General features: G+C 72.5%; 21 protein-coding genes. 4 read left to right on the forward strand and 17 right to left on the reverse strand.

The window, feature by feature from the left end; all coding sequences use genetic code 11:
* The first annotated feature begins 132 nt into the window (after positions 1–132).
* Positions 133–1,104: an NAD(P)-dependent oxidoreductase gene (locus tag DEJ27_RS15195; protein WP_111091333.1), complete on the forward strand. Its 972-nt coding sequence runs from the start codon at positions 133–135 to the stop codon at positions 1,102–1,104.
* Positions 1,105–1,113: 9 nt separating this feature from the next.
* On the opposite strand, the gene DEJ27_RS15200 is transcribed toward DEJ27_RS15195, so the two are convergent.
* The 5 genes from DEJ27_RS15200 to DEJ27_RS15220 all read right to left on the reverse strand — a co-directional run bounded on the left by DEJ27_RS15200 (position 1,114) and on the right by DEJ27_RS15220 (position 4,994).
* Positions 1,114–2,307, reverse strand: coding sequence for an MFS transporter (locus tag DEJ27_RS15200; protein WP_111091334.1), 1,194 nt, complete (start codon positions 2,305–2,307; stop codon positions 1,114–1,116).
* Entirely contained in the window at positions 2,304–2,513 is a 210-nt protein-coding gene (locus tag DEJ27_RS15205) for a carboxymuconolactone decarboxylase family protein (protein ID WP_111091335.1), read from the reverse strand. The genes DEJ27_RS15200 and DEJ27_RS15205 overlap by 4 nt, the downstream gene beginning before the upstream one ends.
* Before the next feature lie 54 nt (positions 2,514–2,567).
* Complete coding sequence (locus DEJ27_RS15210) at positions 2,568–2,771, reverse strand: hypothetical protein (RefSeq protein ID WP_110862935.1); 204 nt, start codon at positions 2,769–2,771, stop codon at positions 2,568–2,570.
* A 131-nt stretch (positions 2,772–2,902) separates the two neighbouring features.
* Positions 2,903–3,781: a helix-turn-helix transcriptional regulator gene (locus tag DEJ27_RS15215; RefSeq protein WP_111091336.1), complete on the reverse strand. Its 879-nt coding sequence runs from the start codon at positions 3,779–3,781 to the stop codon at positions 2,903–2,905.
* A gap of 55 nt (positions 3,782–3,836) precedes the next feature.
* Entirely contained in the window at positions 3,837–4,994 is a 1,158-nt protein-coding gene (locus DEJ27_RS15220) for a sorbosone dehydrogenase family protein (RefSeq protein ID WP_111091337.1), read from the reverse strand.
* 110 nt (positions 4,995–5,104) lie between these two features.
* Here DEJ27_RS15220 and DEJ27_RS15225 point away from each other — a divergent pair, with 110 nt between their 5' ends.
* On the forward strand, positions 5,105–5,503 hold the full coding sequence (locus DEJ27_RS15225) for a cupin domain-containing protein (protein ID WP_111091338.1): 399 nt from the start codon (positions 5,105–5,107) through the stop codon (positions 5,501–5,503).
* A complete protein-coding gene (locus tag DEJ27_RS15230) occupies positions 5,500–6,171 on the forward strand; it encodes an SDR family oxidoreductase (RefSeq protein ID WP_111091339.1) in 672 nt (223 codons plus the stop codon). Before DEJ27_RS15225 ends, DEJ27_RS15230 begins: the two co-directional genes overlap by 4 nt.
* Positions 6,172–6,259: 88 nt before the next feature.
* Here the strand turns inward: DEJ27_RS15230 and DEJ27_RS15235 are convergent, their stop codons facing one another.
* From DEJ27_RS15235 to DEJ27_RS15270, 8 genes are all read right to left on the reverse strand, one after another.
* Positions 6,260–9,082, reverse strand: coding sequence for an ABC transporter permease (locus DEJ27_RS15235; protein ID WP_111091340.1), 2,823 nt, complete (start codon positions 9,080–9,082; stop codon positions 6,260–6,262).
* Positions 9,079–9,807, reverse strand: a complete 729-nt coding sequence (locus DEJ27_RS15240; protein ID WP_111091341.1) for an ABC transporter ATP-binding protein — start codon at positions 9,805–9,807, stop codon at positions 9,079–9,081. The genes DEJ27_RS15235 and DEJ27_RS15240 overlap by 4 nt, the downstream gene beginning before the upstream one ends.
* Positions 9,804–10,394, reverse strand: a complete 591-nt coding sequence (locus DEJ27_RS15245) for a PadR family transcriptional regulator (RefSeq protein ID WP_258370040.1) — start codon at positions 10,392–10,394, stop codon at positions 9,804–9,806. Before DEJ27_RS15245 ends, DEJ27_RS15240 begins: the two co-directional genes overlap by 4 nt.
* Positions 10,395–10,571: 177 nt before the next feature.
* Positions 10,572–11,453 (reverse strand): aldo/keto reductase, encoded by an 882-nt coding sequence (locus DEJ27_RS15250; protein ID WP_111091342.1) that lies wholly within the window; start codon positions 11,451–11,453, stop codon positions 10,572–10,574.
* Between the two features lie 73 nt (positions 11,454–11,526).
* The gene (locus DEJ27_RS15255; RefSeq protein WP_110859383.1) at positions 11,527–12,114 is read right to left on the reverse strand and encodes a YdeI family protein; all 588 of its coding nucleotides are present in this window, start codon (positions 12,112–12,114) and stop codon (positions 11,527–11,529) included.
* Between the two features lie 133 nt (positions 12,115–12,247).
* Complete coding sequence (locus tag DEJ27_RS15260; RefSeq protein WP_111091343.1) at positions 12,248–13,819, reverse strand: FAD-binding oxidoreductase; 1,572 nt, start codon at positions 13,817–13,819, stop codon at positions 12,248–12,250.
* Between the two features lie 9 nt (positions 13,820–13,828).
* The gene (locus DEJ27_RS15265; RefSeq protein ID WP_111091344.1) at positions 13,829–14,374 is read right to left on the reverse strand and encodes an acyl-CoA thioesterase; all 546 of its coding nucleotides are present in this window, start codon (positions 14,372–14,374) and stop codon (positions 13,829–13,831) included.
* A 118-nt stretch (positions 14,375–14,492) separates the two neighbouring features.
* Positions 14,493–14,729: a hypothetical protein gene (locus tag DEJ27_RS15270; protein ID WP_110859386.1), complete on the reverse strand. Its 237-nt coding sequence runs from the start codon at positions 14,727–14,729 to the stop codon at positions 14,493–14,495.
* 112 nt (positions 14,730–14,841) lie between these two features.
* Here DEJ27_RS15270 and DEJ27_RS15275 point away from each other — a divergent pair, with 112 nt between their 5' ends.
* Complete coding sequence (locus DEJ27_RS15275) at positions 14,842–15,828, forward strand: aldo/keto reductase (protein WP_111091345.1); 987 nt, start codon at positions 14,842–14,844, stop codon at positions 15,826–15,828.
* A 164-nt stretch (positions 15,829–15,992) separates the two neighbouring features.
* Here DEJ27_RS15275 and DEJ27_RS15280 read toward each other — a convergent pair whose 3' ends face one another.
* The 4 genes from DEJ27_RS15280 to DEJ27_RS15295 form a co-directional block, all read right to left on the reverse strand.
* The gene (locus tag DEJ27_RS15280; protein WP_111091346.1) at positions 15,993–16,475 is read right to left on the reverse strand and encodes an FBP domain-containing protein; all 483 of its coding nucleotides are present in this window, start codon (positions 16,473–16,475) and stop codon (positions 15,993–15,995) included.
* Positions 16,476–16,656: 181 nt separating this feature from the next.
* Positions 16,657–17,394, reverse strand: a complete 738-nt coding sequence (locus DEJ27_RS15285) for a methyltransferase domain-containing protein (protein WP_111091347.1) — start codon at positions 17,392–17,394, stop codon at positions 16,657–16,659.
* Positions 17,395–17,425: 31 nt separating this feature from the next.
* The gene (locus DEJ27_RS15290; protein WP_071406260.1) at positions 17,426–18,337 is read right to left on the reverse strand and encodes a helix-turn-helix transcriptional regulator; all 912 of its coding nucleotides are present in this window, start codon (positions 18,335–18,337) and stop codon (positions 17,426–17,428) included.
* Positions 18,338–18,398: 61 nt separating this feature from the next.
* The gene (locus DEJ27_RS15295) at positions 18,399–19,673 is read right to left on the reverse strand and encodes a hemolysin family protein (RefSeq protein ID WP_111091348.1); all 1,275 of its coding nucleotides are present in this window, start codon (positions 19,671–19,673) and stop codon (positions 18,399–18,401) included.
* Between the last annotated feature and the right edge of the window lie 92 nt (positions 19,674–19,765).

A 19,765-nucleotide genomic window follows, 5' to 3' on the forward strand; every position in this document is an offset into this window, starting at 1 on the left:
CTTGCTCGCCGCGGGCGTCGCGCTCGCCGCGCTCGCAGCGTGCGCGCTTCGTGAGCAGGAACGGTCGGGTCGCACCGCCGCACCCGACCGTTCCTGCTCACGATCCGCACGCCTCGGCCTACGGTGGCCCTCATGCACATCGTCGTCATCGGAGCCACCGGCCACATCGGGTCGTTCCTCGTCCCCCGCCTCGTCCGCTCGGGTCACCGCGTCGTCGCCGTCACGCGCGGCACGAGCACCCCGTACGCCGACGCCCCGGAGTGGCAGCAGGTCGAGCGGATCACCGCCGACCGCGAGCAGGAGGACCGCGACGGCACCTTCGGCAGCCGCATCGCCGTGCTCGGTGCCGACGCCGTCGTCGACCTCGTCTGCTTCACCGAGTCCTCGGCCGCAGCGCTGGTCGACGCGCTCCGTGGCACCGGCACGCACCTGGTGCACTGCGGCTCGATCTGGCGCGCCGGTGTCTCGCACGTGCTGCCGATCACCGAGCAGAACGCCACCCCACCGTTCGGCGACTACGGCGTCCAGAAGGACGCGATCGCCCGGATGCTCAAGGAAGAAACTGCCTCAGGCGGTTTGGTCACGACGTCGCTGCACCCCGGTCACATCAGCGGTCCGGGCTGGACCCCGATCGGTCCGCTCGGCAACCTCGACCCCTCGGTGCTGACGAAGCTGTCCGCCGGCGAACCGCTCGAGGTCCCCGGTCTCGGCGCCGAGACGATGGCCCACGTGCACGCCGACGACGTCGCGCAGGCGTTCCAGCTCGCGGTCGAGCACCGCGATGCGGCGGCGGGCGAGGACTTCTTCGTCACGGCTCCGACGGCGCTCACCGTGCGCGGGTACGCCCACCTGGCAGCGTCGTGGTTCGGCCAGGAGGCCCGGCTCGACTCCGTCACCTGGGACCGGTTCCGCGAGACCACGGCTCCGGAACACGCTGACGCCAGCTGGGAGCACCTGTCCCGCAGCCAGCTGTTCAGTACCGAGAAGGCGAGTCGTCTGCTCGGCTACGCACCGGCGTTCACCGCCGAGGAGACCGTGCTGGACGCCGTGCGCTGGCTCGTCGACCACGGCGAGCTCGAGGTCACGAACCCCCTGGTCCGCTGAGCCCCGCGGTCAGGTCCGGTCCGGCTCGACCACGAGGCCGCGGTTCCGGTGCACGACCCAGACCGTCGCGGCGAACCCCGCCGACACCGCGGCGCCGATCGTGACCGCCGTCCAGCCCCCGGCGTTCCACAGCACCGACGCCAGCGCCGAACCGAGCGCACCGCCGATGAAGTTCGAGGTGACGAACGCCGTGTTGAGCCGGCTCCGCGCGGCCGGGTCGACCGAGAAGAGCCGGGTCTGGTTGAGCACGTTCGCCGCCTGCACCGCGACGTCGAGCAGCAGCACGGCGAGCAGCACCACGACGATCGAGTGCGCACCGACCCCGGCGACGACCAGGGAGACGAGCAGGAGCACGATCGCTCCCCCGGTGACGGGTACCGACAGCCCCCGGTCGTGCAGTCGCCCGACCCGCTGCGCCGCCACGGCACCCGCGAGCCCCACCAGCCCGACCAACCCGATGCTGCTGGTGGAGAAGTCGTAGGGGTCGCTGCTCAGCAGGAACGTCAGCGCGGTCCAGAACATCGTGAACACGGCGAACACCGACGAGCTGATCACCAGCGTGACCTGCACGGTCCGGTGGGTCCGGACGGCACGGAACACCGACAGGATGAGCTGCGGGTACGGCACCTTGCCGCGGGCTTCGAGCTGCGGGATGGCTCGGCGCAGCAGCACCGCGAGGACGAGGGCGACGACGGCGGCGAACACGTAGATCGCGCGCCACCCGAACGCGTCCGCGACCAGGCCGCTGATCGTCCGCGACACCAGGATGCCGGTGAGCACACCGGACGCGATCGTGCCGACCACGCGTCCGCGCTGCGCGGGGTCGGCGAGGTCCCCGGCCAGCGGGATGAGGAGCTGCCCGGCGACCGTGGTGAGCCCGACCAGCGCGAGGGCGACCAGGAGCGTCGCGAAGCTCGGCGCGATCGCGGCGAGCAGCAGCGCGACGGCCGAGGCGACGAGCACCCAGGGGATGAGGCGTCGGCGGTCGAGGACGTCCCCGAGCGGCACCACGAGCAGGATGCCGAGGGCGTAGCCGACCTGGGTCAGCGTGACGAGCAGCCCGGCGAGCGACGCCGAGGTGCCGAGCGACGATGCGATGTCGTCGAGCAGCGGCTGCGACCAGTACAGGTTGCCCACCGCCGCTCCCCCGGCGACGGCGAACAGCAGGGTCCGGCCCGTCGACATCGAGTGGTCCGTGGTCATGCTGCGGGTGCTCCCTCGTTCAGGGCGGCCAGGGCGTTCAACGTGCGCGGGTAGCCGATGAGCGGGACGAGCACGGTCAGGACGTCCAGCATCTGCTGGCGGGTGTTCCCGACGTTCAGGTTGCCGGCCACGTGCCCCTGCACCTGTGCGTCGGCCCCGCCGAGCGCCGCGAGCAGCGCGAGGGTCAGGAGTTCACGGGTGGGCAGCGACGGCGCCCTGCACCTCGTCCGGTGACAGGTGCTGTCCTCCCCCCTCTCCGCTCATCGACGCCGGAACAACTCCCCCAGGTGCCAGGGGCCGGGCGCGAGCCGCACTGCCGCCTCGGCACGGACCCGTTCCTCGAGCTCGCGATCGCGGGTGAGCTCGTGGATCTCCTGCTCGGCGCGCAGCCGGAACCGCAGTCGGCCGAGGCCCCCGGCCGACGGCGCGGGGAGGACCGTCCGGACGGAGTCGGTGTCGTTCATGCTGGATGCGCCCTTCCTCGTCGTGGCTGTGGACACTTGGTGCGCTCGTGCGACGCGACCACGTCACGGCCGGGAGGCGCGGTGCCGGCTGGCACCGCGCCTCCCGGCTGTCAGTGGCCGCGACCACCGCATCAGGCGAGCTGACGGGCCCGCTCCGCGATGCCCTCGGTCGCCGCCCACGAGGCCAGCACCCGCAGGGCGTCGGCCGTCGGACTGCCCGGCGTCGCCGGGTAGATCGTCAACGCGAGCCCCGGGTCCTCGGCGAGTTCGAGGGTCTGGAAGTGCAGCTCGAGCGGTCCGACGACGCCGTGCCGGAACGACTTCACGCCGGCGTAGTGGCGTCGGACGTCGTGCGCTGCCCAGAGTTCGCGGAAGTCGTCGCTCCGCATCGACAGCTCGCCGATCAGCGCGGCGAGGTCCTTGTCGTTCGGCGTCCGGCCCGCTTCGCGCCGCAGGATCGCGACGTTCGTGTGCGCCGCCCGCTGCCAGTCCTGGTAGAAGTTCCGCGCCTGCGGGTCGAGGAAGATGAAGCGCGAGAAGTTCATCGGCCGCGCCGGTGCCGCGACCAGGTCCGAGTGCATCGCGAAGCCGAGCGCGTTGGCGGCGACGATGTCCTGGCGGTTGTTGACGATCATCGCCGGGGCGTCCGTGACGACGTCGAGCAGGTACTGCAGCTCGGGTCGGACGGCGGCGACGGGCACGACACGACCGGCGCGACGCGGGGTCTCGTTCTGGTGCTGCGCGAGGTCGCGCAGGTGCTCCTGCTCGGCGGGGTCGAGCTGCAGGGCGCGGCCGATGGCGTCGAGCACGCTCTCGGAGACGCCCTGCAGTTTCCCCCGCTCGAGTCGCGTGTAGTAGTCGATGCTGACGCCGGCGAGGCGGGCGACCTCTTCTCGGCGCAGCCCGGTCACGCGGCGCCGGGTGCCGAAGGTCTCGACGCCGGCTTGCTCGGGGGTGATGCGGGCGCGACGGCTGGAGAGGAAGTCGCGCGCTTCGTCGCGGTGGTTCATGCCGTCACGGTACTTCGCCCCGTCCGGCGCGAGCGAGGGGCTGCGGGAACCCCTTTCACGTGCGCGTGAACGGGACGGAGACGATCCGGTCGTCACCGCTCGACGGTGTCCCGCGGCCGTCGGTGTTGTTCGTGACGAACCAGAGGGTGTCCGACGGGCCCTCGACCACCGTTCGGATCCGGCCGAAGTCACCCGCGAAGTACTCGGTCGCGGTTCCGGGGTCGTCGGCCGGGATCGCGCGCAGCACCTCGCCCCGCAGGTTGCCGACGAAGACGGTGTCGTCGACGACGGCGAGGCCGCTCGGGGACGCCTCGTCCGTCGACCACTGCTGCACGGGATCGACGAAGCCCCGGTCCTCGCCGCCGGTGCCCTCGACCTCGGGCCAGCCGTAGTCCGCGCCGGGCTCGATGACGTTGAGCTCGTCGTGGGTGTTCTCGCCGAACTCCGACGCGAACATCGTGCCGTCCGACGACCAGCCCATGCCCTGCACGTTGCGGTGCCCGAGGCTCCACACCGGCGACCCGTCGATCGGGTTGTCGGCGGGGACGTCGCCGTCCGGGGTGAGCCGCAGGATCTTGCCCGCGAGCGAGTCCTCGTCCTGCGCGTCCGTGCTCGCACCGGCGTCCCCGACGCTCGCGTACAGCATGTCGTCCGGGCCGAACGCGATCCGCCCGCCGTCGTGGAACGTGTTCTTCGGCAGGCCGTCGATGACCGTCGTGGCGTCCCCGAGCCCCCACGACCCCGCGCTGCCGGTCAGCTCGTACCGCTGGATCCGGTTGCCGTCGTCGGTCGTGGAGTACACGAACAGGTCGTCGTCGTGCAGTGCGAGCCCGAGCAGGCCGCCCTCGCCGCCGTGGCTGACCCCGTCGACGGTGCCGACCTCGCGGGTGGTGCCGTCGGACCGCAGCTCGAGCACCCGGGCCGAGTCGCGCTCGCTGACCAGCGCGTCGCCGTCGTCACCCGTCAGGACCACCGACCAGGGGGCCTCCAGGCCGGTGACCACGTCGGTGGTGTCACCGTCGAGCGCCACCTGACCGGCGGACAGGCCAGCGGGTGCGGTGGCGCCCGCCGTCGGCGATCCGCCCCGGTCGGATCCGTCCTGGTCCGCTCCGTCGCCGCTCGTGCAGGCGGTCAGGGCCAGTGCGGCGACGGCGGCGATGCCGGCCGCCGACCAGAGGCGGCGGCTGCGGGGCGTTCCGGCGGGTGTGTCCACGATGATCCTCCCGGGGTCGTGGGTCGATCACACACGCTGCGTTCGGGAAACCCCTGAGGGGTTCCGGCGGCACCTCCCGCGCGCAGACGCACCGGCCTACCGTCGTCGGCATGCAGATCGAACCGAAGCAGCCGACCGTCAAGAACCCGCCCGAGCAGTTCACCGGCGACGTCTGGCTCGACGCCGTCGCCTCGCCGAAGGAGCCCGGTCAGACCATGACCGTCGCCAAGGTCCGGTTCCTGCCCGGCGCCCGTACCGCCTGGCACTCGCACGCCAAGGGACAGACCCTGCACGTCACCGAGGGCGTCGCACGGATGGGTACCCGGGACGGCCGCGTGATCGAGGTGCAGGCTGGACAGACCGTCTACACGCCGGCCGGCGAGGAACACTGGCACGGCGCGACCCCCACCGACTACATGGAACACCTCGCGATGCTCGAGGGCGCCGACGACCCGGCGACCACCACCACCTGGCTTGAGCACGTGAGCGACGAGGAGTACACCGCATGACCACCATCGCCATCGTCGGGGCCGGCAAGGGCCTCGGCCTCGCCGTCGCCGAGCGCTTCGCCCGTGAGGGCTTCGCCGTCGCCCTGATCTCCCGCAACCAGGACCGCCTGGACGGGCTCGCCGCGGAACTGCGCGAGCGCGGGCACACCGCCGCCGGGTTCGCCGCGAACGTCCGTGACGGGGACTCCCTGCGCACCGCCCTCGAGCGCGCCACCGAGCAGCTCGGCCCCATCGAGGTGCTGCAGTACAGCCCGCTCCCCGCCAAGGAGTACATGCGCCCGGTGCTCGAGACCACGGCGGACGACCTGGTCGGCCCGATCGAGTTCTCGGTCTACGGCTCGGTCAACGCCGTCCGCCAGGTGCTGCCCGGCATGCGCGCGATCGGCCACGGCACGATCCTGTTCGTCAACGGCGGCAGCGCGGTCCGCCCGGGAGCCCGTGTCACGGGCACCTCGGTCGCCTTCGCCGCCGAGAGCGCCTACGCGCAGCTGCTGCACGACGCCGTCCGCGACGAGGACGTCCACGTCGGCCAGCTCATCATCCCGTTCGGCATCGACGACGGGCAGCCCGAGCACTCCGGGGAGTCCATCGCCGACCGCCTGTGGGCGATCCACACGGAGCGCGGCGACTTCCGCACCTTCGCGGAGGCACTGCCCGAGCTCGCGTGAGCGCGGCGCTCACCACGTGACGGACGGGAGGCCCGTGGCGACGCCGCCACGGGCCTCCAGTCCGTCTGTTGCTCGCGGAGCGCGCGCGTCAGTGCGCCCGTCGCACCGTCACCCGCCGCCGACCCCGCGAGGTCAGCCAGGCCCCGGCCGTCACCACGAGGGGCAGGCCGACCGCGAGCAGGGCCAGCACCGGCCAGTCCGGCACGAACGGCATGTGGTTCACCCCGACCGGACTCTCGGTGAACCGCAGGGTCAGGGCGCGGATCGGCAGGAGTCCGAGGAGCGTCCCGATCACCGAGCCGACCGTGGCCAGGATCGCCGCCTGCCAGGTCGACACCCCTCGGCGCAGGCGTGGTGCGGCACCGATGGCGTCGAGCACCTCGTCGTCCCGCCGGCCGTCGGACCGTGCGAGTCCGATCGCCACCGCCGTCGCACCGATGGTGACCGCCGCCGCCAGTGCGAGCACGATCGCCCGGATGATCGCCTCGTTGTCGACCGGACCGGCTTCGTAGGTGAACGACGGGCCGCTCCACCGTGCACGGTCGTCGCCGCCGAAGCTCTGCCACGCCGAGCTCAGCTCGTCCCACTGGGCCGGCTGGATGTCGTGGGGCAGCGTCGTGACGAGCATGCCGTCGACCACCGGCACGCCGTACCGTTCGGCGGTGGCCTTCGTCATGAAGACGCCGACCTGGATCCGCGGGGTCTGCACGTCGAGCACGGCGGGGATCGAGACGCTGGCCGCCGGTCGGCTCCGCTCGGTGACGGGCTCGCTGTCCCAGGTGCGGTCGTGGAACGTGTCGATCCGGACCGCACCGTCGTGGGCGTACTCCGGCCAGAGCGACACCGCGCGACCGCCCTCGAGCGCGCTCCGGACGGCGGCGGACGGCCGGTGCCCGGTCAGCACGGCGTAGTCGTCGACGGTCCCCGTCCAGATGTGCGGGGTCGACGCGCTCGCCGTGTCCAGGTAGTACGAGCAGCTCGTCGTGTCGTTCGCGGGGCAGTCGTACGCGCTCCAGCGGTGCGGGATCGTGACGGTCGAGGGGGTGTCGCCCGGCTGCTCCTGCGCGACGCCGAGCACCCGGATGCGGTCCTGGTCGAAGACCCCGGACACGACCTTCGCCGCGTGCGCGGTCAGCGCTGCGTCGTGGCGACCGGTGCCCCCGCCGTCCTTCGTCTCGGTCTGCACCTCGGCCGTCGCGACCCCGACCGCGGTGGAGTACTCGTAGCCACGGACGTACTGGGCCTGGCTCGACGCACTCCACGTGATCACGACCGACGCCACGAACACGACGCTCATCACGCTGGCCAGCACCGGCACCGTGCGGACCGGGTTGCGACGAGCGTCGCGGGCGGCGAGCCGTGCGGACAGCCCCGCGCGGGCGGTGAGCCGGGTGACCAGGGCGAGCAGCCACGGTGAGCAGATGGCGATGCCGAGCTGCATCAGGCACGGCCCGATCGCGACGCCGGCACCGACGACGTAGGCCCACCGGTCCTGCTGCACCGGACGGTCGTTGAGCATGAGCACCCCGACACCGCAGGCCAACGTCATCACGGCGCCGAGGACCACGAGCAGCGGCCCCCAGAGGCGCCGACGACGGCGGGCCGGACGGCTGACCGGCACCGGACGGAGCGAGCCCCGCAGTGCCGCGAGCACGTTGATCCGGGTGGCCGACCGTGCGGCGACGAGCGCTGAGACGAGTCCCGCGAGCACCCCGGCTGCGGCGATCGACAGCAGCAGGAGCGGCGGCACGTGCAACCCGGGGAAGGACACCACGTTCCCGTTGTCGATCAGCCGGAACGCGAGCACGCCGATCCCGGTGCCGGCGGCGACCCCGAGGACCGCGCCGACGAGCCCGAGCACCAGGCCCGACCCGGCGACGATCGTGCGGACGAACCGCTTGTCGCCGCCGACGCTCGTGACGATGGCGTACGAGCGGGTGTCCGCACGGGTGCCGACCAGGAACGCGGCCCCGGCGAGCAGGGCGACCTCGAACATCGCGAAGACGCCGAGCAACCCCATCGCCCCGAGGTACCAGCCGAGTGTCGAGCTCATCTGCCCACCGGGGAGCCGGGCGTCCGGCGGGTCGAGCACGACCGGACGCGACTGCACGATGATGCCGTGCGCGTTGAGCTGCCGGATCTCCGACCACGTCGGGGCGTCCGACGGCAGGTACACGGTGACGTCGGTGAGCCCGACGTCGTCGGTGGTGTCGGTCGTCGAGAGCGTCGTGCCCCAGGGCAGGAACACCCCCTGCGACCCCGGGTCCGTCCCCAGGTCGGTCATGGTCCCGGTGATCGTGAAGCGCTTGGTGACCGGGTCGGTCAGGTCCACCGTGTCGCCGATCCGCGCCCCGAGGCGCTCGAGCGTGGCCGGCGTGACCATGAGGCCACTGCGCGTGGTCGGCGCGGAACCGTCGAGCACGTGCCAGTGGCCCTCGAGCGACGGGTCCCAGACACTGCCCTCCACGGCGGTCAGTCCGACGGGGCCGTGCGCACCCTGCACCACGACGGGCGTGCTGCCGACCGGGATCGACAGGGCGCCGTCGGGTACGTGGGCCAGGACGTTCGTGAACGGTGAGTCGTCGTCCGACTCCGTGACGGGGCTGTTCCGCTTCGAGTCGGTGAACTCCCACTGCACCGGGTCCTGCACCATGCCGGGCAGGTCCGGGCCGGAGACCCGCATCTGCGCCGATGCGTGGCCGAGGTCGTAGTCGAGCCGCTCGGCGGTAGTGGCCTGCGTCGACTGCACCACGACGGCGACGGCGGCGAACCCGGCGGTGGGGATCCCGATGAGCGCGATGATCAGTGCCGCGCGGCCCGCTTTCGCGAACGCCAGCCGACGCCCCAGACGGAGCGCCGGTCGGAGGGCGAACGGCGTCCGGCCGGTCCCGGCACGCCGACCCCCGCTCACGAGGCGGTCCGGTCCGACAGCGCCGCCTCGCCGCCCGAGTACACGGTCTCGTCGACCACCCGACCGTCGCGCAGGAACACGATCCGGTCCGCCCAGGCCGCGTGCCGGGCGTCGTGGGTCACCAGGAGGGCGCCGGCTCCGGCGTCGACGTGCCGACGGAGCATGCGGAGCACGACCTCGCCGGTCTGCGAGTCGAGGGCTCCGGTCGGCTCGTCGGCGAGCACGAGTCGACGCTCCCCGACCACGCCGCGGGCGATCGCGACGCGCTGCTGCTGGCCGCCGGACAGGTCGTCCGGGTAGGCGTCGGCGCGGTGCGACAGCTCGACGTTGTCCAGCGCGAGCTCCGCGGCGCGGCGGGCCTGCGAGGCCTTCCACCCGTCGAGCTCGAGCGGCAGTGCCACGTTCTCGACCGCGGTCAGCGAGGGGATCAGGTTGAAGTCCTGGAACACGAACCCGATGAGTCGGCGGCGCAGCGCTGCGAGCTCCTTGGCGGGACGGTCGGACACGAAGGAGCCGTCGATCAGGACCTCACCGCTCGTCGGCGGCAGCAGGGTGCCGGCGCAGGCGAGCAGCGTCGACTTGCCCGACCCCGAGGTGCCCATCACCGCCACCATCTCGCCGCGCTCGACCCGCAGGTCGATGCCGGCCAGGGCCGTGACGGCCTTCGCGCCGGAGCCGTAGTGCACGCTCACGGCGTCGAGCTGCAGGAGCGGTGCGGCGGTCACCGTGCGCTCCGCGCAGCAGCGGCGTCAGCGTCAGCAGCACCGTCGGCACTGGCAGGCGTCGCCGGGTGCTCGTCCGGCCGGTACCGGGCGACGCTCGACTCCACGTGGTCGAGCCACCGCACCTCGGCCTCGGCCTGGAACACCATCGACTCGAGCACGAGCGACCACGCCAGCTCCGCCGCCGGATCGGTCGTGCGCTTGAGCCGCGTCAGGTCCTGCAGGTTGCGGATCGCGGCACCGCGCTGCACCTGCACCAGGCGGGCGACGTCGACCCCGGGCACGGTCACCGCGAGGGCGAACTTGATCGCCAGCTCGTCGCGACCGCGCTTGGCCGGCACGGGCTCGCTGAACCAGCGCGCCACCTCTGCGCGACCCGCGTCGGTCGCCGTGTAGACGACGTGTCCGTCGCCGTCGGCGTCACCGCGGGCGACCAGGCCGTCGCGCTCCAGGCGGTCCAGGGTCGTGTAGACCTGGCCGATGTTCAGGGGCCAGCTGCCGCCGGTGCGGTGCTCGAACTCCCCCCGCAGCTGGTAGCCGTACCCGGGTCCCCCCACCAGCAGCGCGAGTACGCCCATCCGAACGCTCATGACACTTCCCCTGCCTCGGGCCACCGTGGCCATACTGAGTATGCACGTACGCGGTATGCCTGCGCAAGCGCGGATCTGGGCAGGGCGGAGAAACGGACGGGAGGCGCGGTGCCGGCTGGCACCGCGCCTCCCGTCCGCCCGGTCGTCGCGTTCGCGACCCGCGGTCGCTTCCCGGGGTCAGTGACCCAGCTTCGCCAGCTCCTCGAACTCGTCGTCGGTCAGATCGACGGTCGCACCCGCGAGGTTGTCCTCCAGGTGCGCGACGCTCGACGTGCCGGGGATCGGCAGCATCACCGGGGAGCGCTTGAGCAGCCAGGCGAGCGCGAGCTGCGCCGGGGTGGCACCCTTGCGCTCCGCGATCTCCGTGAGCGGCGAGTCCTCGCCGGTCAGGCCACCCGTCGCCAGGGGGAACCACGGGATGAAGCCGATGCCCTGCTGCTCGGACCAGTCGAGCAGCTCCTCGGCGTCGCGCTTCTGCAGGTTGTAGAGGTTCTGCACGGAGACGATCGTGGCGATCTCCTGCGCGGCCTTGACCTCGTCGACGGAGACCTCGGACAGGCCGATGTGGCGGATCTTGCCCTCGTCCTGCAGCTTCTTCAGCTCGCCGACCTGGTCCTCGAGCGGGACCTTCGGGTCGATGCGGTGCAGCTGGAACAGGTCGATGCGCTCGAGGCCCAGGCGGCGGAGGCTCATCTCGGCCTCCTGGCGCAGGTACTCCGGGCGGCCGACGGGCGGCCAGACGTTCGGGCCGGTGCGGGTGAGACCGGCCTTCGTGGCGATGACGACGTCTTCGCCGTAGGGGTGCAGGGCCTCCTTGAGGAGCTCCTCGGCGACGTAGGGGCCGTACGAGTCGGCGGTGTCGAAGAAGTTCACGCCGAGTTCGACGGCACGCTTGAGGACGCGGATCGCCTCGTCGTGGTCCTTCGGCGGTCCCCAGACGCCGGGGCCGGTGAGCTGCATGGTGCCGTAGCCGAGCCGGTTGACCTCGAGGTCGCCGCCGATGCGGAAGGTGCCGGAGGACGCAGCCGGACGGTTCGTGGTGTCAGTGCCTGTGGTCATGTCCCCGGTCTACGCCCGGTGCGTTGCCGGTCCCTGAGTCGGTGTCCCCCGACCGCTCTCCGCGTTCGCAGGGCTACGGACGAGTGGGCCGCGGGTACGGGGTCTCGCCGCGTTCGAGTCCGCCGACGAGCTTGGTGAGCCGGTTCGTCCGCACCGTGGCGTTCGGGGCGGTGGTGATGCGGTGCAGTACGGCGTACCGGTTCGTGGCGTCGAGCTCGGCGAACAGCGCGGCGGCTGCGGGGGCGGCATCGAGGGCGGCCTGCAGGTCCTCGGGCACCGTGGCCGTGGCCGATCCGGCGTAGGCGCGGTCCCACCGGCCGTCACCCTTCGCGCGCTCGATCTCGGCGTGCCCGCGCTCCCGCATCCGCCCGTCGGCGATGAGTGCGGCGACCAGGCCGAGGTTCCGCTGCGACCACAGCGAGGCCTTCCGGCGCGGGGTGAACCGCTGGCGGTACGTGGTGTCGTCGCGCCCGCGTCGCTGCCCGTCGATCCAACCGGAGCAGAGCGCCTCGTCGAGGGCCGTGTCGTAGGTCAGCGTCGTCGGCTCGGTGACGCCCTTCTTGGCGAGGACGAGCCACACCCCGTCGGGTTCGTGCTCGTGGTCGTCGAGCCAGGCGCGCCACGCGGCGACGTCCGGCAGCACCAGGTCGACGATGTCCATGCGGTCATCGTAGGGCGCTGCCGGCCGTGGGCCCGGTCGGGTTCCGCGCTGAGCGACAGTTCACGGGGTGCAGGACGCGTGCAGTGTCGCTGGGGCCGAAACCCGGACCGCGCGCACCGTCCCCGGGCCGTCGTCAGACCCAGTGCGGCTGTGCGAGCACGCCTGCGGGGTCGGCCTGCTCGGCGATGCGGTGCAGACGGGTGGTGTTGTCGCCGAAGTACGCGGACGGGTCGGTGATCGATGCATCGCAGTAGTTCGCGTACGCGGCGTCGCCCCACGCCGGTCGCATCGCCTTCCGGAACCCCCGCACGTACGCATCGAACGGCGCGGGATCCGCCCCGTCCGCGAACACCGCCGTGTACTGCACGGTCATCAGCGCCGACCGCCAGGGGAAGGCCGAGTCCCCCGCGCCGACGTCCGCCACGGCGCCGCCGAGCGCGTCGAGCGCCACCCCACCCTCGAGGTTGCCCGTCACATCACCCGCCGCGGCCGCCTGCCGGACGAGCACGTCGATCTGAGCGTCGCTGAGCTTCGCCGAGCCGATCGACGACGTCGCCGCCTCGGACACCCGCTGTGGTCTGCCGGCCAGGGCCGACATCGCTGCCCCGTACGCCAACTCGTCCGCCGTGTGGGCGAGTGGCTTCGCACCGGTCGACCGGACGAACCCGTCGACGGAGGCGTCCGCCCCGGTCTTCGACCCCGTCCACACACCGGTCACGGTGACGGTCGGCGCGGTGTGCCGACTGCCGTTCAGCAGCTTCAGGGACGACCACAGCTCCCGGTCGGCGGTCGGCGCCCAGTCCTGCCAGGCACGCACCACGGCAGCGGCGGCCGACCACGCGAACGTGATCGTGAAGAGCAGGACGGGAGGCGCGGCGTGCGTCCGGAACGTCAGTGCGGTCACGACGCCGACGGTTCCACCGCCCCCACCGCGGCAGGCCCAGAAGAGGTCGGGTTCGCGGGACGTCGACACCCGGTGCACGGCCCCGTCCGGGGTGACGAGGGTGGCCGCCGTGAGCTGGTCGCAGGTCAGACCGAAGGACCGGACGAGGACGCCGACTCCACCACCCAGGGTCAGTCCGCCGATGCCGACCGTCGGGCACGAACCGGCGCCGATCGCCCGTCCGGCCTTCGCGAGCTCGGCGTACACGTCGCCGAGCCGGGCACCCGGGCCGATCGTGACGGTCCCGTCGTCGTGCAGGTCGATGCCGTCCAGGTCCTGCGTGCTGATGACCAGCGATCGCGGCACGTCGGTGCCGGGCGCCCCGCCGGCCGACCACCCCGTGTACGAGTGCCCGCCGGCCCGGAGCGCCACCGGCGTCGAGGTGGTCCGGGCGAAGGCGAGGCCGGCCTGCACGTCCGCGGTGTCCGCCGCCCGCAGGATCCCTCGCGGGTCGGCGTCGTCGAAGCGCGGGTTCTCGAGCACACGGGCGTCGTCCCACCCCGCCGCACCGGACCGGAGCACGGTGCCGGACACCGCGGCGGTCAGCGCATCCCACGAGTCCGGGCCGCGGTCCGGGGAGTCACTCGGTGCAGGGCCCGGGGTCTGCGAGCGCGTCGCGGCGGCGCTCGGTGACCGGCTGGGCTCGGGTCCCGGCCTGCTGCAGGCGGCGAGGATGCCGGCGACACCGAGACCGACTCCGCCGGCGATGAGCGCGCGGCGTGAGGTGGAGGTCGTCCGGTGGGAGCCTGCTGGTTCGGTCACCGGACCTGTCTACGCCGCGCCGCTGCTGATCCGGGTCGCACTCGCCCAGTCGTGCACCCAGCCGGGCACGGTCAGGTCGCGGTCCGCGCCACCCGCCGCCTCGAGCAGGTCCGCGGTCGGCACCGTCCCGCCGGAACGCCGCAGGAACCGGGCCTGCACCACGGCGCGGGCCATCACGGCACCCTGTCGCACGAACGTCTGCTCCAGGTACACGGCACGGTCGTCGACCCCGAGCACGTGGGTCCGGAGCTCGAACCGCTGCCCGAGCGTCAGCGAACGCTTGTACGTGATCGTCTGCGCCGAGACGACGGGGTACCAGCCGTGCTCGGCCAGCGCGGCCCAGTAGCCGGAACGGAGCATCAGGTCGAGCCGACCGAGGTCGAGCATCGACAGGTACTTGCCGTTGTTGACGTGGCGCAGCGGGTCCAGGTCGGTCGGGACCACCCGGAACGGCGTCCGCACCTCGTCCCAGAGCGGCGCCCGGCGGCGTCCACCGACCCGAGCGCGCAGACGGGTGCGCAGCTGCAGCAGGAGCAGTCGGAAGTACAGGTTCACGGGACGATCACACCAGTGTGCGGAGCGCTCGTGCGAGCACCTTGGAGGAACCTCACGAAGCCCGAGGGCGTTCGTCGGACCAGAACGGCTGGTCCCGACAACGAGTCGAGACGGTTCGTCAGCCCGGGAACATGCCGCCCACACCGCTGCCGCCGGGGTGCGCTGCCTTCGACACGCCTTCGGCCGTCGAGCGCGCGGCGTCGGCGTCGGCCACGGCACGTGATCCCGCCGTAGGGTCGGAGAAGTCCTCGAGGTCCGAGAGCGCCCGCCGCCGACGGCGGTTCTGCACCTCGAGCACGACGAGCAGGGCGCCGAGCACGACGACCACGGCGACGACGATCCAGATGACGACCACGACACTCCCCCGAGCCCGGGGCGCCTGCCCCGTCCCTCGCAGCGTAGTGGTGCGGAGGCGGGTACCGACAGTGCCTCCCGCCGCCCCGGGGGACCGGGAGTAGACCTGCAGCATGCAGACACGCAAGCTCGCAGACCTCGAGGTCGGACCGATCGGCCTCGGAACCATGGGCATGAGCGCCTTCTACACGGGCGCCGGCACCGACGACGACGAGTCGATCCGCACCATCCACCGCGCGATCGACCTCGGCGTCACCCTGTTCGACACCGCCGAGGCGTACGGCCCCTACACGAACGAGGAACTCCTGCGCCGTGCGCTCGAGGGCCGTCGCGACGACGTCGTCATCGCGACCAAGTTCGGCCTGTACCACCACGAGGCCGGTGAGGAGACGCCGACGCAGCAGCGCGGGATCTCCAGCAAGCCCGAGTCGGTGCGCGAGGCCCTCGAAGGCTCCCTCCGTCGCCTCGGCACCGACCACATCGACCTCTACTACCAGCACCGCGTCGACCCGGCCGTCCCGATCGAGGACGTCATCGGCCAGCTCGCCGGCTTCGTGCAGGAGGGCAAGATCCGGCACATCGGCCTCTCCGAGGCGAGCGCCGCGACGATCCGGAAGGCCCACGCCGTCCACCCGATCACCGCGCTGCAGAGCGAGTACTCGCTGTGGACGCGGGACCCCGAGGGCGACGTGCTCGACACCCTGCGCGAGCTCGGCATCGGCCTGGTGCCGTACTCGCCGCTCGGCCGCGGGTTCCTGACGGGTGCCATCACGAAGCCGTCCGACCTGGACTCCGACGACTTCCGCCTGGCGAACCCGCGCTTCCAGCAGGAGGCGTTCGAGCAGAACATGCGCATCGTCGACGCGGTCAAGGAGATCGCGACCGAGGCCGGGGCCACCCCGGCGCAGGTGTCGCTCGCCTGGCTGCTGGCCCAGGGCGACGACATCGTCCCGATCCCCGGCACGAAGCGGGTCTCCCGCCTCGAGGAGAACGTCGGCGCAGCCGATCTGACCCTCACGGCGGACCAGCTGTCGCGCCTGTCGGCGCTGCCGGTCCCGACCGGTGACCGCTACCCCGACATGTCGACCATCGGTCGGTAGACGCGACCACCTGACGACCTGGAGGCCCGTGGCGGATCCGTCACGGGCCTCCAGTCCGTCGTCAGTCGCGTTTGCGGACGCGAGACGCCGGCGTCAGCGCGAGACGCCCCCGAATCCGGCGGCGTCTCGCTGACTCGGCGGCGTCTCCCGAGGACGCCGGCGTCTCAGACCTCGGCGGCGAAGGACGCGGCCCGGACCTGCAGGTCCTCGATGCGCCGGAGGCGCGCTGCCTCGACGTCGTAGCCCTCGTAGGCGGGCGGCGGCAGCTTCCGGACGTTCCGCGAGCACTGGAAGTCCTGGCACACCAGGGTGCCGACGGTGTTGCCGTTTCGTCCGGCCGGCCCGGACCGTTTCGCGCTGTAGAACACGACGTCGTTCGGCAGCTTGACGTCCTGGCACCACGAGCACTGGGCACGGGAGCGGGGCGAGGCCTCGGCCTGCCGGAACAGGATGCCGATCAGTTCACCGTCCAGGGTCGGCACGACGGCGTAGGCACGCCGCCCGATCTTCGGGTCGCGCCAGCCGAGGTAGTCGAGCGCGTCCCAGTCGAGCGTCTCGAAGTCGGCGGGCAGCGTGAGGTCGGACACCTCTTTCCGTGAGGCGTTGACGAAGGACGTGCGGAGGGTCTTCTCCACGATGGGGAGCATGGGTGTTCGCTTTCGTGCGGGCCCGGGGCGTGCGGACGCACACCGCACCGGGCGGAGGAGGTCAGGGTTCGACGAGGGCGGCCGCACCCGAGGGCACGACCGAGGGCCTCACGCCCTGATGCCGGCGAAACGGGCGCCGACCACCTCCTGGAAGCTCACCCCCACAGCCTACGACCGGGTGTCAAGCCCGGCCCGGCTCGGCCGGGACGGTTCGGTTCGGCGTCGCCGTGACCAGGACGACCGAGCCCTCGTAGGTCGGGCGGATCCGCAACGACCCGTGCCGCCGGTCCCACTCCCCCGACTCCAACGCGGTCCGGAGCGCCGCCACGGACCGCCGGACGGTGAACTCGTCGACCAGGCCCCACGCCGGGTCCGCCTGGCGCACGCCGGGGTCGAGCAGTCGCTCGGGGCGGGCGTAGTACGCCTCGGCGAACCCGTCGACGCACGTGAACGGGATCGGCAACGCGGTGCTCGTCACGGTGTCGTCCCGCAGTGCGTCGGCCATCCGCGGCAGTGCTGGATGGCGACGGGCCTCGGCCACCAGCACCTCGGGCGCGTACTCGGCGAGCCAGGAGCGCTCGATGCGGTCGGGGTCGAACGTCAGGACCACGATCGTGCCCCGGGTCACCCGACGCACCTCGGCGAGCCAGCGCTCGAGGTCGTCCCACTCGTGCAGCGAGAAGGTCGTCATCGCGGCGTCGAAGGTGTCGTCGGCGAAGGGCAGGTCCGCGGCGGGCTCCGCGGTGGTCACGTCGCGGTCGGTCGGCGCGTACGAACCGGCACCGGCACCGGCACCGATGTCGAGCACGGTCCGGGCGTCTCCGAGGGCCTTCGCGACCGCGCGGGCGAACGCGGGTTCGGGCCGGCGGTGCTGCCGGTGGTCCGCGTCCCCTGCTGAGCCGTCCGTCGTCCTCGTCACGTCCCCACCCTACGAACCCGCGGGCGCCGGGTCAGTCGACCGACTCGGACTCGGATTCCGACTCGCGCAGGGCCGCGTACTGCTCGGCCCGCTCCGTCGCGGCCCAGCTGCCGAGCAGCGCGAGCGACCGTTCGGACTCGCTGCCCGGTTCGGCCGAGTACGAGAACAGCGTCAGGCCGGGGTCGGCGACCAGGTCGAGCGCCTCGTAGGACAGCCGCAGCTCCCCCACGATCGGGTGGTCGATGCGCTTCTTGCCGGTGCGCTGCATCCGGACGTCGTGGGCGGCCCACCAGCCGCGGAACTCCTCGCTCCGGGTGGAGAGCTCGCCGACGAGCGTGATGAGCCCCGGCTCGCAGGGGTTCGACACCGCGGCGGTCCGGAGCACGGCCACGGCGTCCTTCGCGGTCTGCGCCCAGTCCGGGAAGAAGTCGCGGGCGGCCGGGTCGAGGAACGTGAAGCGTGCGGTGTTCACCGGGCGTCCGGGGCCGGCGAAGAGCGGTGCGTAGAGCGCACGGCCGAGCTCGTTCGTCGCGACGACGTCCCCGCGCTCGTTCCGCACCCAGGCCGGTGCGCCGGTGATGGCGTCGAGCAGCCGCTGCACGCCGGGGCGCACGCGGGTCGGCACGTTCCGGTGCATGACCTTCGCGCCGGAGTTCGCCAGGCGCGTGAGGTCCCACAGGTGCGCACGCTCGTCCTCGTCGAGCTGCAGGGCGCTCGCCAGGCCCTCGAGCACGCTGTCCGAGACGCCCTTGAGCGAGCCGCGCTCGAGTCGCGTGTAGTAGTCGACGCTGACGCCGGCGAGCATGGCGACCTCGTGCCGACGCAGCCCGGGAACCCGTCGGACCCCGCCGCCGAACGACGGCATGCCGACCTGCTCGGGGGTGAGCCGCGCCCGCCTGGAGGACAGGAAGTCGCGGATCTCGTTGCGCACGTCGATACCCATGCGACGAGCGTACGTGCCCGGGCCGTGCGTCCGGCAGGCACGGGCGGTACCCGTCAGTCGGTCAGGGCGCGGCGTCGGCTCCGATGCGCACCCGTGCGACGCGGTGACCGTCCATGGCAGTCACCTCGAGGCGGTGGCCGCCGGCCGTGACGACGTCACCGACCTCGGGCACGCGGTCCAGCTGCACCTGCACGAGCCCACCCACGGTCTCGTAGTCGCCGTCGGGCAGGACGGGGCCGCCGTCCGCCGCCAGGTCCTCGAGCACGGTTGCTCCGTCGACGCCGTCGTGCGCCAGCACGGACTCGTCGTACTCGGTGGAGTCCCACTCGTCGCGGATGCGGCCGACGAGGTCCTCGAGCAGCGCCTCGAGCGTGACCATTCCGGCGCTGCCGCCGTACTCGTCGACGACCAGGGCGATCTGGTGGCCGTCGGTGCGCATGTCCGCGATCGCACTCGACAGCGACTTCGTCTCGGGCAGGGCGAGCACCGGCCGGACGAGCGTGGCGACCGGGGCCGCGGGGTCGACCGGACGCAGCAGGTCACGGAGGTGCACGAAGCCCTGGACCTCGTCGCGCCCGCCGGAGCTCACGAGGTACCGGGTGTGCCCGGCTGCGATGGCCTGGTCGGTGGCCTCGGCGACGGAGAGGCCGGCGTCCAGCGTCGACACGTCGTACCAGGGGCGCATCGACTCGCGCAGGATGCGGTCACCGGCGTCCAGCGCGCTGCGGGCGATCCGGCGTCCCTGCTCGTCGACGCCGGTGTGCTCGTCGACCAGGCCGCGGAGCTCCTCGGTGCTCATCGACTCGCTGCGGGCGTTCGGGTCGCCGCCGAGCAGTCGCACGACGGTGTCGGTGGACTTCGAGAGCAGCCAGATCACCGGCCGCATCAGCACCGCGAAGCGCTCCAGGGTCGGGGCGACGGCCATCGAGAAGCCCTCGGCACGCTGCAGGGCGAGGCGCTTCGGCACGAGCTCGCCGAACACGAGCGACAGGTACGCGATGACGAGGGTCATGAGCACCAGCGCGACGGCTTCGGCCGTGCCCTGCTCGAGGCCGAGCCCCTGGAACAGCGGCGCGACGTCGGGTGCGATCGAGGACGCACCGTACGCGGCGGAGAAGAACCCGGCGACGGTCACGCCGATCTGCACGGCGGACAGGAACCGGTTCGGGTCACGGCCGAGCTCGGCGACGCGCATCCCGCGGGGGCCGCGGCGTTCGAGCTGCTGGAGCTGGGATTCGCGGAGGGAGACGAGTGCGATCTCGGCGGCCGCGAAGACCCCGCCGACGAGCACGAAGAGGATGACGAGCCCGAAGGCGATCCAGGTGTCGGCGCCCATCAGCGGGCAGCCGCCTCGGATCGACGACGGGCGGGCGGTCTGTGGGGATCGTCCATGCCTGTGAGTCTGCACAGGCAGACTGGGACATCACC

This window comes from Curtobacterium sp. MCPF17_018, assembly GCF_003234135.1.
In the GTDB taxonomy this organism is placed as follows: Bacteria; Actinomycetota; Actinomycetes; order Actinomycetales; family Microbacteriaceae; genus Curtobacterium; species Curtobacterium flaccumfaciens.